Origin of the sequence: Pseudomonas vancouverensis, assembly GCF_004348895.1 — a bacterium.
In the GTDB taxonomy this organism is placed as follows: Bacteria; Pseudomonadota; Gammaproteobacteria; order Pseudomonadales; family Pseudomonadaceae; genus Aquipseudomonas; species Aquipseudomonas vancouverensis.
Genome location: NZ_RRZK01000017.1, coordinates 1 through 16973, shown reverse-complemented (window position 1 = coordinate 16973; position 16973 = coordinate 1). Strand labels below are relative to the sequence as shown.

Annotated in this window: 14 protein-coding genes and 2 pseudogenes; 14 read left to right on the top strand and 2 right to left on the bottom strand. The window is 54.3% G+C overall.

Annotated elements, in window-relative coordinates; all coding sequences use genetic code 11:
* Nucleotides 1–88 precede the first annotated feature (88 nt).
* From EIY72_RS13115 to EIY72_RS13090, 6 genes are all read left to right on the top strand, one after another.
* A complete protein-coding gene (locus tag EIY72_RS13115) occupies nt 89–922 on the top strand; it encodes a deoxynucleotide monophosphate kinase family protein (protein WP_231985524.1) in 834 nt (277 codons plus the stop codon).
* The gene (locus EIY72_RS13110) at nt 923–3148 is read left to right on the top strand and encodes a hypothetical protein (protein WP_093216034.1); all 2226 of its coding nucleotides are present in this window, start codon (nt 923–925) and stop codon (nt 3146–3148) included.
* Nucleotides 3141–5333, top strand: coding sequence for a tyrosine-type recombinase/integrase (locus tag EIY72_RS13105; protein WP_093216029.1), 2193 nt, complete (start codon nt 3141–3143; stop codon nt 5331–5333). Before EIY72_RS13110 ends, EIY72_RS13105 begins: the two co-directional genes overlap by 8 nt.
* Entirely contained in the window at nt 5326–6369 is a 1044-nt protein-coding gene (locus tag EIY72_RS13100) for a hypothetical protein (RefSeq protein WP_093216025.1), read from the top strand. The genes EIY72_RS13105 and EIY72_RS13100 overlap by 8 nt, the downstream gene beginning before the upstream one ends.
* Nucleotides 6370–6401: 32 nt before the next feature.
* The gene (locus tag EIY72_RS13095; protein WP_197678822.1) at nt 6402–7748 is read left to right on the top strand and encodes a site-specific integrase; all 1347 of its coding nucleotides are present in this window, start codon (nt 6402–6404) and stop codon (nt 7746–7748) included.
* Between the two features lie 246 nt (nt 7749–7994).
* Complete coding sequence (locus EIY72_RS13090; RefSeq protein WP_093216022.1) at nt 7995–8279, top strand: hypothetical protein; 285 nt, start codon at nt 7995–7997, stop codon at nt 8277–8279.
* An 857-nt stretch (nt 8280–9136) separates the two neighbouring features.
* Here the strand turns inward: EIY72_RS13090 and EIY72_RS13085 are convergent.
* Nucleotides 9137–9400 (bottom strand): annotated as a pseudogene (locus tag EIY72_RS13085) (ABC transporter permease); the annotation flags it as partial.
* A 267-nt stretch (nt 9401–9667) separates the two neighbouring features.
* On the opposite strand from EIY72_RS13085, the gene EIY72_RS13080 reads away from it, so the two are divergent.
* Entirely contained in the window at nt 9668–9859 is a 192-nt protein-coding gene (locus EIY72_RS13080) for an MbcA/ParS/Xre antitoxin family protein (protein WP_093216014.1), read from the top strand.
* 262 nt (nt 9860–10121) lie between these two features.
* Nucleotides 10122–10274, top strand: a complete 153-nt coding sequence (locus EIY72_RS29920; protein WP_157720924.1) for a hypothetical protein — start codon at nt 10122–10124, stop codon at nt 10272–10274.
* A gap of 61 nt (nt 10275–10335) precedes the next feature.
* Here EIY72_RS29920 and EIY72_RS13075 read toward each other — a convergent pair whose 3' ends face one another.
* The gene (locus EIY72_RS13075; protein ID WP_093216005.1) at nt 10336–11112 is read right to left on the bottom strand and encodes a DNA-binding transcriptional regulator; all 777 of its coding nucleotides are present in this window, start codon (nt 11110–11112) and stop codon (nt 10336–10338) included.
* A gap of 134 nt (nt 11113–11246) precedes the next feature.
* On the opposite strand from EIY72_RS13075, the gene EIY72_RS13070 reads away from it, so the two are divergent.
* The 6 genes and pseudogenes from EIY72_RS13070 to EIY72_RS13045 form a co-directional block, all read left to right on the top strand.
* Nucleotides 11247–12905, top strand: coding sequence for a bifunctional 3-(3-hydroxy-phenyl)propionate/3-hydroxycinnamic acid hydroxylase (locus EIY72_RS13070; RefSeq protein ID WP_093216000.1), 1659 nt, complete (start codon nt 11247–11249; stop codon nt 12903–12905).
* A gap of 1 nt (nt 12906) precedes the next feature.
* Complete coding sequence (mhpB, locus tag EIY72_RS13065) at nt 12907–13875, top strand: 3-carboxyethylcatechol 2,3-dioxygenase (protein ID WP_093215995.1); 969 nt, start codon at nt 12907–12909, stop codon at nt 13873–13875.
* Nucleotides 13872–14735, top strand: a complete 864-nt coding sequence (locus EIY72_RS13060) for an alpha/beta fold hydrolase (RefSeq protein ID WP_093215990.1) — start codon at nt 13872–13874, stop codon at nt 14733–14735. The genes mhpB and EIY72_RS13060 overlap by 4 nt, the downstream gene beginning before the upstream one ends.
* 14 nt (nt 14736–14749) lie before the next feature.
* Complete coding sequence (gene mhpD / locus EIY72_RS13055) at nt 14750–15544, top strand: 2-keto-4-pentenoate hydratase (protein WP_093215985.1); 795 nt, start codon at nt 14750–14752, stop codon at nt 15542–15544.
* A gap of 32 nt (nt 15545–15576) precedes the next feature.
* Nucleotides 15577–16512: an acetaldehyde dehydrogenase (acetylating) gene (locus EIY72_RS13050; RefSeq protein WP_093215980.1), complete on the top strand. Its 936-nt coding sequence runs from the start codon at nt 15577–15579 to the stop codon at nt 16510–16512.
* A 10-nt stretch (nt 16513–16522) separates the two neighbouring features.
* A pseudogene (locus EIY72_RS13045) lies at nt 16523–16973 on the top strand (4-hydroxy-2-oxovalerate aldolase); the annotation flags it as partial.

Sequence of the window (16973 nt, the reverse complement as noted above, 5' to 3'; positions counted from 1 at the left end):
GTCAAAGGGATACAATCCTTTTTACAGAACGTAAACGCGCTTAAAAGCCCCGAGATAGAGGGCTTGAGCAAAAAATCAGGAGTCCACCGTGAGAACAATCATTGGCCTCGCAGCCCTAGCCAGATCAGGAAAAGACACCGTAGCATCAATGCTTCTGACCTACCCGGGGGTGGCCGCCTTTGCTTTAGCCGACCCTCTCAAGGTTGGTTGCCAAGCCCTTTTCGGTTTTACCGATGAGGAGGCTTGGCAGGACGACATGAAAGAGAAGGCCATTGAACTATGGGGCCGCTCGCCAAGAGAGTTCTTTCAAACGGTTGGAACTGAATGGTTGCGCAATCATAACCCAGACCACTGGCTGATGAGAGCAGACCGAGAAATCAACCCACCAGCGGGGGTGAAGGACTACTCCTTCCCAGCCAACCTTACCTCCCCGGATGCCCCTTTCGCCTTAGCCGCCCAAGCCTTTTTCGACTTCACTGACGACCAAGTCTGGAACCCCACCAGCTTAGCTATAAAAGATGAGTACTGGGGACTGGCCCCAAGCGAAGCCATTGAGCTTTTGAAACACCACGCCTACACCCTCTTCCCTGATTACGATCAGAGACGAGCCGCTCGCCCAGTGATGCTGCTCAAGCACAGAGGGCAACTTACGCAAGACGCTCGAACAATCATTATCAAAGACATCCGCTTTGAGAATGAGGCGTCGTTCCTGCGCGCTCATCAAGGTTCAATCTGGCATATCACGCGCCCCGATCTTCAGAAGGTGAATGCGCACTCCTCGGAGCTAGGTATCGACCAAGCTACCGACGATGTTCGGCTGCTGAACAGCGGCACCCTGGATGACCTGAGGGCACTGGTGGAAAGTGCCTGGGAGGCACATAAAGCAAAGCAATCAAATCAAATATACAAAGGCGGTGTTTAAATGACTGCCTTTGACCATAGCATTACCGAAGTTGAATCGATTAACGGAATGCGTATCGATTGCCGTTACTTGATGAGCCCGAACTACATTCCGGCCACCAATGTTTGTAGGTCGTTGCATTGGTTGTTCCTGCTTTATGCTCCCGATCGCACTCATCCGAATGGATACTTACTCCGATCCGGCATTGAGCATTTTCTTGATTACATGGCGATGCACAACCTCGCTAATCCTGAGCCTTTGCAAATAAAAAAGTACACCGACATCAACGCGGAAGTATTTAGTGGCTTCGTTAATTATATACGTGACAAAAATATCCCGGTCGCGTGCGCCGAGAAATTGAAAGCAGCCATGACGGTGGTTCCCAAGGATACCGGGAAACTTCCACTTATTGCGCTCCCGATCGTGGCGATGGATAGAAAAAACGGAACACCACCACTGAATTCTGACGGGTTTGAATCTTTTGAGCTGGCCATCACCACGCACATTATCGCGGTGTTTAAAAAGCTCATGTTTCGCGCACAAGTAGAAAAAGCCGAACCCTACGATGCCGCAACGGTTATGGAGGAAGTACGTCCAACGCCAACCAAGGAATGGCTGTTCAAATGGCAAAAGAATGAGTTCAAAAAGAAGAAAAGAGCTAACAAGGAAAGCTATCACAGTCGTTTCAGAAAATGCCTTGATCCGGAAATCAAGGCGCTGACTGATGACCCAAAGGGTATCAGCAAATTCATCGAAATCTACCATCGCGACAACCCCAACGCTGGAGCCCCCAAAAAAACCCAAGAAGATCAAGAAGCGCAACAAGAACAAAAAGAACAGGAAGAAGCCTCAGTAGAAGGCAAGGGTTTTGCTAACTGGAAGGTCGATTACGCCAGAATCGTAAAGACGTTCATCGTCCATGGTTTCCCGTTCAAGTTCAGCTCAGACGAGCTTTACAACAAATATCGCCAGGCCACAGTGACCACTGTCCCCGAAGATTGCGACGACATCATCGCGATTTTGTTGCACCGACTGACGTGGGCAAATAGAAGCACCAATGGAGCGCAACTCCTCAAGTTCGACGAAGTGCTAGGGCTTTATTACCCGACCATCACGGACATGACAGCAGTCCTTATGTTCATGATGTTCCAGTCTGGATGGAACAAAGAAACCGCTTTGGCGCTCGACCAAGACAATTTCGAGCACCTGCTAACGGGGACTATCGAGGAAGCGATCAAAGTCGTCTTTTCGGAAAAGCATCGTTCCCAGGGCGCTGGTAAACCCTTCGATGCCCCAAAACGGATCAACATGCCTACCCGCAATGATGATCCGTTCAGCTTCTATAACCTCATCCAACTGGCCGTCGAGCTTTCAAGCCCACTCGCCGATTACCCATTCGACGTCATTTCTGTTCTTGCGCCGGAAGAGAGAATGAATCCGATGTTTCTATGCATCCGGCCGTGGGGTGAATGGGTCAAGGGCGGACGTCACACTTCAATTGCACACCCCAAGACCTTCCCGGTGGGTGTTCAACAGTTCCTCAAACAGTACGAGGTCATCGATGACGGCAAGCGACTGACCTCGGCAATCGAACTTACGCGACGCTTCAGGCCTACCTGGCTTCTCTACAAGAAAAAGCACCATCCAATCACCTTGCTCTCCATGACGATGGGGCACAAAGACCGAGAGACCACTGACATCTTCTATGACAGTTCAAGCGCCGCTCACTATGAGCGTTTGAAACGGTTGCGCTCGGAACTGGAAGAAGTGGTCAAACTGCTACGCACACGGCAGTTTAAAGGACTCTTGGGCAAACAGGCTCAGGCAGAGGCTTCGGCGAACCTCAAGATCTTTCACATCCCGGGTAAACCGCGAGCGCTGTGGGGGTGTGCCAACCAAACGAAACCCGACTGGGTGGGCTCGGACATCATCGTAAGCACGGGCCGCAAATGTTTTGCCATCAAAGAATGCATTTTTTGCAGCCAATTTCGTGTGTTTGAAGACTCACTCCCATTCCTGATGGAGCGCGCGTCACACCTGGAAGAGTTGTTGGGCGATGCCGAGGAGTCGGGCTTCAGCTCACGGCTGAGCAAAGAGCTGGAGGTTCTTCAGTTCATTCTGGATGAGTGGGGAGATGAGAACGAGATTACGACCGCAGCACGATACCGCCGCCGGGAGTCGCCACTCTTGCCACGAGACCTGAACATCCTGGAAATCATTTTCGAGAGTGAGGAATACAATGTCTAACGTTAATACAACCTCAGCTTTCGAAACCATTGAAACGGCTGAAAACCTCTCCGATATTGATCCTCTGAACGGATTTGCACCGTCCACCCATGATACTGACGACTTCATCGGTGATGAGGTTGACCAGGAAGAGGACAAGAACACGTCCCAGAAAGAATACACTGATGATGGAGAGGAAAGTGAATCCGAGGCAGAGCACCTGCTCCAGGAAATGGAAGCCGACTACTCAGAGTCCGAGCTTGAGGAGTTGGAAGCTTTGCAGGAGGAATTCAAGTCCCCCGTTGCCACGCCTTCAGTGACCTTGGGGAGCAAATTGGTAGTCACAGGCGGCAAATTTCCTGTCGCCAAAGGCTCGAACTATAGAGACGCCATCTGGTATTTCCCACATGGCAAACATAGCTTTCCAAACAATGTGCGTTTTGATCGCAAGGTACCCGGATCGAATGAGCTGAAACGCGTACTCATCTATCACGTGATCCCAGAATTCTCGCCCTTCAGCTACATCCGTTCGTACTCGACGACAAAGTCATGGGGCAACGAATACAAGATCCTGGAACAGTACATTTTTTCGGCCAACAGGATGACCGCCGAGCCTCATCATCTTCGAATGATCTCTTTGCCATTGATCCTCCGGGCATTTGAGGCCGCCAAAGAAAGTGAGGCCAAACACCATTATTTTGCGCTGTTCAAGCTGATCAGGCTCTGGATCAACCTCTCGGAGCACCAACTGATCCCTGAAGAGCTTCGATTGGATATCGCTCTTGAACAAATCGACATCCCGGAGCGGCGTCAGGAGGTAGTGAAATCGCGCTTCCAGGGCACCTTGGATAGCTGGGTCTCCTATTCCGAAGAGGACCTTGAGATTCTGATCGACTACTCAATGTTTTGGGTTGAGGGGGTCATGCCAGAACTGAAGAAGCTCAAGGACTACCTGGTAGAAAGCAAATTCATTCATCTGGCAGACAAGCTCGTCACTCGTCGAGAGCGATTTGAAGAGCTAGAGCAACTCATGACCATCACAGTCAAAGAAAAGACCGTGATGCGCCCCAGCATTCGCAAATTTGCCAAGGAAGGTGTCGATTACTACTCGTACACCTGGATCGAAGGTTACGCCGATGTGCTCGATGGCATTCGTAACGCGATTTTCATTCTGCTGGCGTTGGTGACAGGGGCCAGGAAATCGGAGCTCGCGGTGATGAGCTTCGCGGATTTTGAAATTGATGGCAATGGTGATTACTGGCTCAAAATTACCCGCTGGAAAACGGCTGCCAGTCCAACGCACGGTGAAGATGACAGACTGCCGATCCCCAAATTTATCGGCGACTTGGTCATGCAATACCAGGACCTGCGCAGTATTGAGCCGTTTGTCAAACAAGGCTTTTTGTTCCAGGCGCAGAAATCCAACAAGACCGTGAAGAAAGCGACCCCTGCGCTGATCAATTACATCATTATTCAACTGAAAAACGAACTGCCTATTGATCGCTTGCATTGCCATCGCTTTCGCAAAACCATCGCAGAAATCCTGATCAATCGGGATGAACGGAACATCGATATCATCCGCGCGCTCTTTGGGCATAAGAGCTACGCGATGACCATGCGCTACATCGCGCGCAATCCGTTGATGGTTCGCAGTGTTGCAATTGCCATTGAGCAAAACTACACCAGGGAATTTCATGAAATCGTCGCGGGAATCCGATTCGGCGCTCATTCGGGTGACGCAGCCAAGCGTATCTATCAGCAAATCCTGAAGCGTCCCGATGAATTCAGCGGCAAGCAGCTCAAGGTGTCGCTGATGGCCTATATCAGCCATCTGCTTTCCGCCGGCGAGCCCATTTTCATCCGCCGAACTGCAGTCGGTACCTACTGCTTGACTGGGGAGCATTTCACCCGCGAATCCCTGCCCCCTTGTTTGCATGGTAAGCATGTGGAAGGTGAGTTGATCATGCCCGATCCCTCTAATTGCCAGATGGATTGCAAAAAAATCGTTGTCTTGGCCTCTGCCAAACAAGCGCTGAGCGACAACATTACGTTTTATACAACCGTTCTGGAAAACTCGACCGGCAAGTTGAGTTCTACGGCGGAACGCGAACTGCAGCGCAGGATTCAGGCAACACAAATTCACCTAAATAACCTTAACGCTGCTGGCCACTCCGGTCCTCAGTTGATCGAGGCGCGCAATGTCTGAGCAGCAGACCACTCAAACTTGCGTACATCCAGACACGCTTGAACAAGGCAGCGGCGCCCAGCGCCGCAAGCTCTTGATCGAGATCATTGTGGAACATCACCTTTCCGGAAACCGTTCAAAGCTTAAGCTCAAGGATGTGGCAGACCGGGCTGGCATCAGCCGCCAGGCACTTGACCGTTACTACGGCGATCTAAAACCGTACATCGCTGGCAAGCGTGATGTCGCCGATCTGGTCAACGGTAACGAACTCCGGTCACAAGTGCAGACCAAGACAGCCGTCAACGAGGTTGAGGCGAAGTATACCGAGCAAATTGAACGTCTTAAGGCTGAACACGAGAAGACGCTTCAGAAGGAATTGGACAGGCACATCACCTCGCTCATGAACAGCGATATTGTGCTATTGGAAAGTAACCAAATACGCGTCTCGCTCGAGAGACAGACACTTCACAATGCCGACTTGCTGAGCCAGATTCAAAGGTTGGAACTCAAGTTAGCCTTGGGTGTGGACGCCAACTCGTCGTTTGCAAAAGAAACCGAGGCATCGAAGAACACTAAGCTTGTATTCGACTTGGATATTGAAGCGCTTTGCATTGACTATCAACGCGGGAAAAACTTTGACACGTTCGAGGATCAGAAAAATGTCGAGCTTAGAAAAATTCGCGACAAGTTGAGTAAATATGCAAACACATCAGGCGTCCGTGTTATTTTCTTCTCCGACCGGTACATCTCACGATTCAAATTATTTGCCGATCAGTACATAAGCCTCCCAAAGGAAGTCAGCCTGATCGTCAGACTGCCGCTGTTCAGTCGCAGTGAGATTATTGCTTTTACAAGGCATATTCCAAACACATTCAAAACAAGCATTTACATTCCACACTTTTCCGGCTCAGAAAGTGAAAAAAAACTACAAAGACTTGGAATCTACAAATCATTACTGCCACCCGAGGAGGTCAAAGGCGCGGACAATGCCGACCAGCCTGCCATCGCATGGGGATTTGATGAAGTTAACTTCTTTAAAATAAATCCTGGCAGTTAATTCAATCGGGCCTTGCACACGGATAATCCATAATGCTGACAATAAAATCAAAAGAGATCACGTACAACAGTGCTGAGGTATTGATGGATGTCTCGCATTGCATCCTCATTGCAGGGCAAGACGGGAAAAACATCTTGCTCTCGCATCCTAATATGTTTTTGCATTCAGAAACGCGTGCTTCTATAAAAACGTCAAAGCGCTATGCCAGTATTATTTCCATGTTTTATCGCTTCCTATCCACTCAGGAAAAAATGAAGAATAAAGCACTGGGCCTGTATCACGTGTTGGCTGACAATAGAGACATTAAGCTTTGGCAAGTCCAGCGTCAAATTGATCGTGTAGAAGCACAATCACTCCGTCCTTCGTCAGAGACCATTTATGAGGATGCCAAAATTTTGCTGGTGTATTTCAAGTGGCTCAATGACCGTGGCTATCTGACCAACGTCCATGTCACCTTGAAAACATGGCGTGCAAATTTTCGTAGTAGGCGCATGCTCAACTATGTGCAACTTATGGCCAGGAGCAAGATTAATGCGAGCAACATTCGTGTCTTGGACAAAAAAAATCGCCAAAAAAGATCTAACTTCCTAATCACTGATCCCGAAATAAAACTCCTACTTGAAAACTATTCCGACCCTGTCTATGCGGCCATGTTCAACTTGGCACTTGGCACTGCGATGCGCCCGATGGACTTGGCAAAGTTTCCTTATATCGGCAATAAAGACAACAAACATATCTCGCCCTATTCAGAAATGGACAAACATCGGATAACAACATCTTATACCGTGTATAAGAGCAAGGGAAACAAAGACCGTGAAATCACCATCCATATGGCAGATTTAAAGTCCCTTGAAGAAAATTACATTATCCCTTATTACACCACCAGAAAACTGCTCTATAAAGAACGGTATGGACATGCCTGCCCACTGGGCGTCTTGTTCCTGAACAAAAAGGGAGAGCCAATCGATGAAAACATGATTGCGTCCCGTACGAACTATACAAAAAACAAAATCATCAAAACTCATCCCGAGTTCCGGGCGCACTTGGCATTTTATCAGAGCCGTCATTGGTGGCCAACGCAACATATCATTGCGACTTTTGGTGACAGGCTACTGACGGAATCGCTGGATGCCTTGTATCTTGCGACCGCGCAAGTCCTTACCGCGCAGATGGGTCACGACGATGTCCAGACCACCTATAAATATTACGTCGATATGGCACGCCTCATCATGCTGCTTCACAAGGGGCGCTCATTTGACCTCGTCACATCACCTGCTCAAACGGTCAGAGATTTTATGAACGGTCTAAAAATGCCCGAAGATGTTTTAGCCAACGAGGAAATTGAATCAATCGACGAAGAGGAGCAGATGGCAGGTTAGGAATCGCAGCGCCCCTGACTTTCGCAAATCTAGCGCAAGGGTTCGGGGCGGGGATTGCGTGCGCCAAGTCAACAGAGCTTGGCTTGAGGATTCTCAAACGGTGCTTCGCGCAAGCGTGTGCCCTGCATCAGTCGCATTTTTTCCATCAAAATTAATGAATAGCGAGTGTATGCACACAAAGTAGACTCTCGTTTCGCCTTCGCTTAATCTCGGTCACGCCACCCTCGATTCAACAAGGAGCAATCAATGGCTGTCTTTATGGTGACCTGGAACATCAACAAAGAGCGCGGTAATTACGCTCAAGCTCGACAGGCCTTCATTCAGCATTTGGATCGCTATCCAAACGTAAGCGATCCGGGCCTTGAAACGGTTCGATGGGTTAGCAGCACCGCTACGGCGAACCAGATATCTGACGACCTTCGCGCCAGACTGGATGCCAATGACCGCATTTTCGTCACTAAGTTGAACAACGGGGAGCATCAGGGCTGGCTTAGCAAGATTGTCTGGGAATGGATCAATGCACGCCTTTGACACTGCCCCCGCCCCTCGTATCGCTGGCATTTCAAAGGACGATCAAGGAGCCGTCTCCTCGGGCATCGGTCAACGCCGAACGCTAAAGCTGCGGGCTACGCTTAGACCCTATCCATTCCCGACATACTGCTCTCAACGCCGCTTCCCGCGGAACAACCTAGTGATTAGCATCGCACCAGCGGATCACCCTCCCTTGCTTCCATCACTACTGAAATCGATCTCTCAAACACATCACATCATTTCAAAAAGCGGATAGTCCATAGCTGGTGCCCAGCATTCTTGGCTGAACATCCAGTATTCTTAAGAGGGGGGATTATGCGTCGCAACTTCACTCTCAAGCGTTGTCTTCGTAAGCAAGCTAAGTCACGCGCCGCCGCGAGAGGCGATGAGCTGCCGCCAATCAGTGAACAGATCAGAAGTTAGAGGAGTGTATGGGCGATATCGGAGCGGGTGGTGAGCACTTTTTCATGGCTTTTTGCTCCGTCGATGCAGTGACCGCAAACAAAAGCAACGCTGACAAACACGGATGGGACGTCTTCGTCGAGGTCGAACAGGAAGCGAGCGAGCTTACACAGTTAACGCTCCATGAGCCCATCATTGCAGGTAAAGTCCAAGTAAAGTCCACCCGCACCACTTCATTGAAAGTCGATGTCACCCTGTCCAACCTGAGAAAAATGGCCACCAGCCCACTTCCCTCCTTCTATGTCCTGATGGATTTTTCTCAGGGGCTGTACTCCCCAAGGGCATTCATACGTCACGTGGATGAATCTCTGATTCGTGAAATTTTGGAGAGGGTGAACACTCATATCATCGCGGGCAAAGCAGAAAAACTGCACAAGCTCAGCGCCCCCCTCCTGCACGCCAATCAACAACACCATCGCCATCACACCGAATACGTCAACCGGGCCCGGCTGCCCACAATGAAACCAACCCCGCATTGCCCCTGAGCATTTCGCACGGCACCAGAACGATCCATTAAATCCCGATGTACACGCGCACCCCCAGCACAGTGTTCAGCAAGATCGGCAGATCGCAGCGAAGGTCAGCTGGAACTGGATCGGCTAGTCGCCCACGCCCATCAGCATTACCACCACCGACATCCATGACAGCGGCGAGATCATCGCGGTTTCCCTGGGACGGCTCAGCTTTTCCCCTAATCGTTGCTTTTTTATTATTTTCGTAGCTTATGATTGTTGGGAAAACAGCTTCAACCACAGAAGCTTCAATGGATTGAACAACCAGATGACTTGGCTCGTGTTCGTTTGTTTGCTCTCGATGAACATTGAGCGAGGCATCAAAGCGTTTCGTGGATACTGTTCCAACGCCCGACGCCTAACACAACTGTAGGCTAAACGGCACACACGCCAGCAAACCTGCGAGTGCAAACAATGGATTCTGTTGAGTCAATTCAGCGTCAAGCCGAGCGGGTCTTCGGCAACGAAAATAAGGCTAACGCCTGGTTAAATCAGCCGAAAGTCGCCTTCGGCGATAACACACCACTGCAAGCCATTCAAAATAGAGGGGGATACGAACTCGTAAAGGCTGAGCTTGAAAAAATCAGCCAAGGATATGTGTGCTAATGCGCTCACTTCCTTCTACGCTCATGATGGGTTTTGACAATCAATCCCCATTGCGAAGCCTCCCTCGTCATGCCGAAGAATTTAAGCTGGTTGTTTTCGTGAGGTTAAGCAGTAACGATTTCCACAGCAGGAGCGTCGGACAACGCCCGCTTGCTTATAGGTCGAGTCATCCTCGCTTATTGCAAATCTGTGTTTGCTAGAGTTGAGCGACCTCATGTCAAGGGCGTCGGAACGTGTCGCGGCTTACTTCATGGACCGAGGCTTGCTCGTGCCCATTGCGTTCGAACTCAACACTCTTGGATCGTTTGCTCATGTGCTGGGGGAAGGGACAGATTACGAGGCTGGTTTGATTAATCTGCTCGAAAGCCTGCGCGATCCAGCCGCCCATGAAACGGTATTTTCGGATGTGCGTTGAGTGACGGGCGCTGCAGACAATCCGACCATTGTTCATGATTTTGAATAACCACACGCAGGCGCTAGCCCAACTGATCCTGAATCTGTTGAACCACCCTTCGCATCGCCGGCAAATAACGCCTTGCAGCCTCCTCGACCGACATAGCCTTGGCGATGTACACCAGATTCAGGCAACCCATTACTCGTTGCTCGTGCGCGACCGGGATCGCAATGGCGGCGATCTTACGTTCCAGCCCCCAATGAGAGTTGTTTTCGCCATAGCCCTTGGCCAAGGTGTGTTCCACCAATCGCTCGACAAAACGGCGGTCGGCGGCCAGCGCTGATTGTTCATCTTCGCGGCCGATCATCAATTCAATCAGCTCTTCCCGCTCGGCGGGTGGGCAGAACGCAAAGTACGCACGCCCAGTCGCGGTCATAAGCAACGGCAGGCGCCGGCCAACCATGGAGCGGTGAAACGAAAGGCGGCTGAAGCGATGGGTGGTCTCGCGAATGACCATGGCATCGCCGTCCAGCGTGCACAGGTCGGTGGGCCAGATGACTTCTTGCAATAACTCTCCGAGCAAGGGCGCTGCGATGGAGGATATCCACTGCTCATCGCGAAAACCTTCACTGAGTTCGCGCACTTTCAACGTCAGACGATAGCTATCATCCGACTCGCTACGCCGCACATAACCTTCAGCCTGCAAGGTCTCTAACAGTCTGCGCACTGTGGTGCGGTGCAATCCGCTCTGCTCAGCCAGTTGTGCGGTGCTAGCTCCGCCGTCGAAGCGGTTCAAGCCATTGATCAGTGCCAGACCTCGCATTAGGCCACGCACTGGTTTGTATTCAGTCTCGCTCATGGCTGGATCCTTTGTTGTTGTAAATCAATTATGTGCACTTAGTGCACACTAACAAGGGTTGTCGTTGTCGACTAGCCTTGTGATTTCCATACTGCGCCCAACAAGAAATCCAAAAGCGCTGTACGGAGATATCCATGAGTCCTGCACCCACCCCCTCAACATTGGAGCTGACCACCGACGTTGCCATCGTCGGCGCTGGCCCTGTCGGCTTGATGATTGCCAATTACCTCGGGCAATGTGGCGTGAATGTCACCTTGGTGGAAAAGCTCGACAGTCTGATCGATTACCCCCGCGCCATCGGCCTGGACGACGAAAGCCTACGCACCTTCCAGTCGGTCGGCCTGGCCGATGCTGTTCTACCGCACACCACCCCTTGGCACGCCATGCGATTCCTGACCCCAAAGGGACGCTGCTTCGCCGATATCCAGCCCAAGACCGACGAGTTCGGATGGTCGCGTCGCAACGCGTTCATCCAGCCCCTGGCCGACCGCGTGCTGTTCGAAGGCCTGCAGCGCTTTGACAACGTCAAAGTACTGTTCAGCCGCGAGCTCGACAGCTTTGAGCAAACCGCTGGCTCGGTAGTGCTCAACCTCAAGGACTCCCAAGGCCGCGACGAACGGTTGCACGCCCGTTACCTGATCGGTTGCGACGGCGGCAACAGCCTGGTGCGACGCAACCTCGACATCAGTTTTGAAGGCAAGACCGCCCCCAACCAATGGATCGTCGTCGACATTGCCAACGATCCGCTGAGCACACCGCATGTCTATCTGTGCTGCGACCCGGTGCGCCCTTATGTGTCCGCTGCCCTGCCCCACGGCGTACGCCGTTTCGAATTCATGGTCATGCCCGGTGAAACCGAAGCCGAGCTGAGCAAGCCGGAAAACATGCGCAAGCTATTGGCCAAAGTGCTGCCGAACCCGGACAACATCGAATTGATCCGCAGCCGCGTCTACACCCACAACGCCCGCCTCGCCGGCCAGTTCCGCCAGGGTCGGGTGCTGTTGGCAGGCGATGCCGCGCACATCATGCCGGTATGGCAAGGCCAGGGTTACAACAGCGGCATGCGTGATGCCTCCAACCTGGCGTGGAAGCTGTCGCTGGTGATCAAGGGCCTGGCTGCGGACAGTCTGCTCGACAGCTATGAACAGGAGCGTCGCGATCACGCCAAGGCAATGATCGATCTCTCCGTGCTCGCCGGTCATGTCCTGGCGCCGCCGAAGCGCTGGCAAGGCACCCTGCGTGATGGTGTGTCCTGGTTGCTGAACTATGTGCCGCCAGTCAAACGCTACTTCCTCGAAATGCGCTTCAAGCCGATGCCGCAATACGCCCAGGGCGCCTTGATCGCACCGAGCGAAAAAACCTCGCCGGTGGGCAAGATGTTCATCCAGCCGCGGGTGCTGACCGAAGCCGGCGAGCAGGTATTGCTCGATGAAGTGATCGGCAAGCACTTCGCGATCATCGCCTGGGGCTGCGATCCGACCTGGGGCCTGACACCGGCACAAATCGAACAATGGCAGGCGCTGGGCACACGCTTCATTCAAGTATTGCCCGATGTCCAGCTGCGCGCTGCCAGCGATGCCGGTCCGGACGTGATCCGTGTCGGTGACAGCAGCGGTCGCCTCAAGGAATGGTTTGCCCGCGGTTCATCCTCCATTGCCCTGGTACGGCCGGACCGTTTTCTGGCTGGCCTGGCAATCCCGCAAACCGTTGGCCAGGCCTGCGATCAACTGGCGCTGGCCCTCAAGGCCTTGCCACAACCGATCGCAGCGATCGTTACCAGCAAGGTGGCTTGAAATGAGCGCCTATTTGCACTGCATGTCGCACACGCCGCTGGTGGGTTTCGTCGACCCGGCGCCCGAAGTGTTGGTCGAAGTCGACGGCATGGTTGCCGATGCCCGGGAACGTATTGCCCGCTTCGATCCGGAACTGGTCATCCTGTTCGGGCCCGACCATTACAACGGGTTTTTCTACGATGTGATGCCGGCGTTCTGCATCGGCATGGCCGCCGACGCCATCGGCGATTTCGACACCGCCGCCGGGCCGCTGGATGTGCCCAAGGCCTTGGCCGAAGCCTGCGCTCAATCGGTACTGGACGCCGGTGTCGATACCGCCGTGTCCTATCGCATGCAGGTCGACCATGCCTTCGCCCAGCCACTGCAATTGCTGCTCGGCGGTTTGCGTGGCTGCCCGGTGATTCCGGTGTTCATCAACTGCGTCGCAGTGCCCCTGCCCGGCTTCAATCGTGCTCGTTTGCTTGGCGAGGCCATCGGTCGGTGGGCCAGGTCGCTGGACAAGCGCGTGCTGTTTCTCGCCTCCGGAGGCTTGTCCCACCAGCCACCGGTGCCGGAACTGGCCAAGATCGACGCGCGCATGGCCGACCGTCTGATGGGCAGCGGCCGGCAGTTGCCGGCCGATGAGCGCCAGGCGCGGCAGGACCGGGTCATCCAGGCCGCCCGGGATTTTGTCGAGGATCAGCACAGCCTGCATCCGCTCAACCCAACCTGGGACCGGCATTTCATCGAGACCCTTGAGCAGCAACGACTGCCCGACCTCGATGCCCTGGGTAACGACGAACTGTCGACCCTGGCCGGTAAATCCACCCATGAGGTGAAAACCTGGGCGGCCGCCTTTGCGGCGCTGTCTGCGTTCGGTCCCTACCACAGCGAAGGCCGTTACTACCGACCCATTCCCGAGTGGATCGCAGGATTCGCCGCCCTGAGCGCCCGCCCAATACTCACTTGCGTATCCGAGGAACTGTCATGATCGCCACTGCATTCACCGAAGCGTCCACCAGCCGTTTTGCCGATATCCACGAGGGCGAACTGCAACTGCGACTGCATTACAACGACGTTGGCCAGGGCGACGAAACCGTGGTCATGCTTCACGGCTCCGGCCCTGGCGCCAGCGGCTGGGCCAATTTCAACCGCAATATCGAGCCACTGGTGAATGCCGGTTATCGGGTGATCCTGATGGACTGCCCGGGCTGGAGCAAAAGCGACCCGGTGGTCAGCGCAGGCTCGCGCTCGAACCTCAACGCACAGGCGCTCAAGGGCCTGCTGGACGCGCTGGACTTGAACCGGGTGCACATCATCGGCAATTCGATGGGTGCCCACAGCACAGTCGCTTTCGCCCTTGAGTACCCCGACCGCATTGGCAAACTGATCTTGATGGGCGGCGGCACCGGTGGCCCTAGTGCGTTTGTCCCGCAGCCCACGGAAGGCATCAAGCTGATCGGCGCGCTGTACCGCGACCCGACCATCGACAACCTGAAGAAGATGATGAACGTCTTCGTGTTCGACGCCAGCAGCCTGACCGATGAACTGTTCCAGTCTCGCCTGGACAACATCCTTGCGCGCCGCGATCACCTGGACAACTTCGTCCAGAGCAGCACCCTCAACCCCAAGCAGTTTCCCGACTTCAGCCATCGCCTGCATGAAATCGCTGCTGAAACCCTGCTCGTCTGGGGCCGCGAGGACCGCTTCGTGCCGATGGACACCGGCCTGCGCCTGCTGGCTGGCCTGCCCAGGGCGCAGTTGCATGTGTTCAACCGCTGCGGCCACTGGGCGCAGTGGGAACACGCGGAAAAATTCAACCGCATGGTCCTGGACTTCCTGACCCACTGATCCGCGAGGCTGAGATGAATCTGAATCAAGAAACACTGCAACGGCTGGCCGCTGATCTGCGTCGGGCCGAAGCCCAGGGTGAAGCCATCGGGCCGTTGCGCGAGCAGATCGGCGAAGACAATGCCGAAGCGGCCTACACCATCCAGCGCCTCAACGTTGACCATGCCGTGGCGAGTGGCCGACGCGTGGTCGGCCGCAAGATCGGCCTGACCAATCCCAAGGTGCAACGTCAGTTGGGTGTGGATCAGCCGGACTTCGGCACCTTGTTCGCCGACATGTGTTACGGCGATAACCAGACCGTGCCACTGGGCCGTGTGCTGCAACCGAAGATCGAAGCCGAAATCGCACTGATTCTGCAGGGTGATCTGCCACGCGCAGACACCACATTCGCCGATGTCATGGCGGCTACCGGCTGGGTTGTACCTGCCTTGGAAATCGTCGGTAGCCGCGTGCAGGGCTGGAACATCCGCTTCGTCGACACCGTGGCCGATAACGCTTCCAGCGGCTGTTTCGTGCTCGGTGGCCCGGTCCGTCGGCTTAATGGACTGGACTTGCGCCAGGCCGGCATGCGCATGACCCGCAATGGCGAAGAAGTGTCCAGCGGCAGCGGTGCCGAATGCCTGGGGCACCCACTCAATGCTGCCGTGTGGCTGGCACAAACCATGGCCCGCCTGGGCGATCCGCTGCGAGCCGGCGACATCATCCTGACCGGGGCGCTCGGACCGATGGTGGCCGTCGGGGCCAATGATCGATTCGAGGCCGACATCGAAGGCATTGGTCGAATCGGCGTGCAGTTCAGCGCCGAATGATCGGCGACTTGCGTGTAAATGAGGCAACAACAATGAACAAACTGAAAGTCGCCATCATCGGTTCCGGCAACATCGGCACCGACCTGATGATCAAAATCCTGCGCAACGCCAAGCATTTGGAAATGGCCGTGATGGTCGGCATCGACCCGGCCTCCGATGGCCTGGCCCGCGCCAGTCGCATGGGCGTGGCGGTGACCCACGAAGGCGTCGAAGGCCTGACTGGCATGGACGTATTCAAGGACATCGACTTCGTCTTCGATGCCACCTCGGCCGGTGCCCATGTAAAGAACGACGCGTTTCTGCGCTCGATTAAACCCGGCATTCGCCTGATCGACCTGACCCCAGCAGCCATAGGCCCGTACTGTGTGCCGGTGGTCAACCTGGAGCAAAACCTCGATCGACTTAACGTCAACATGGTCACCTGCGGTGGCCAGGCGACGATCCCGATGGTCGCGGCGGTGTCGCGCGTGGCCAAGGTGCACTATGCCGAAATCGTCGCCTCGATCGCCAGCAAATCGGCCGGCCCCGGCACCCGCGCCAACATCGACGAGTTCACTGAGACCACCTCCAAAGCCATCGAGGTGATCGGCGGTGCGGCCAAGGGCAAGGCGATCATCGTCATGAACCCGGCCGAGCCACCGCTGATGATGCGCGACACCGTCTTCGTGCTGTCCGAAGCCGCTGACCAGGCCAAAGTCGAGGCCTCCATCGAAGAAATGGCCGCTGCGGTGAACGCCTATGTACCGGGCTATCGCCTGAAACAGAAGGTTCAGTTTGACGTCATCCCTGAAGACGCACCGCTGAATATTCCTGGCCTTGGGAAATTCTCCGGCCTCAAGACCTCGGTGTTCCTTGAAGTCGAAGGCGCCGCCCATTACCTGCCGGCTTACGCCGGTAATCTCGACATCATGACCTCCGCTGCCTTGGCCACCGCCGAGCGCATGGCGCAGTCGATGCTCAACGCCTGAGGAGACCGACATGAGTTTTAATCCCGGCAAAAAGCTGTACATCTCCGACGTCACCCTGCGCGACGGCAGCCACGCGGTCCGTCACCAGTACTCGATCCAGAACGTGCAGGACATTGCCCGCGCGCTGGACAAGGCGAAAGTCGACGCCATCGAAGTGGCCCACGGCGACGGCCTGCAAGGGTCGAGCTTCAACTACGGCTTCGCCGCCCACACCGATCTGGAGTGGATCGAAGCTGCCGCCGATGTGATCAGTCACGCCAAAATCACCACCTTGTTGTTACCTGGCATCGGCACGGTGCATGACCTGAAAGCAGCCTACAACGCGGGTGCCCGGGTGGTACGCATCGCCACCCACTGCACCGAAGCGGATGTGTCGAAACAGCACATCGAGTATGCCCGCGAGCTCGGCATGGACACCGTCGGCTTCCTGATGATGAGTCATATGATTCCGGCCGATCAGT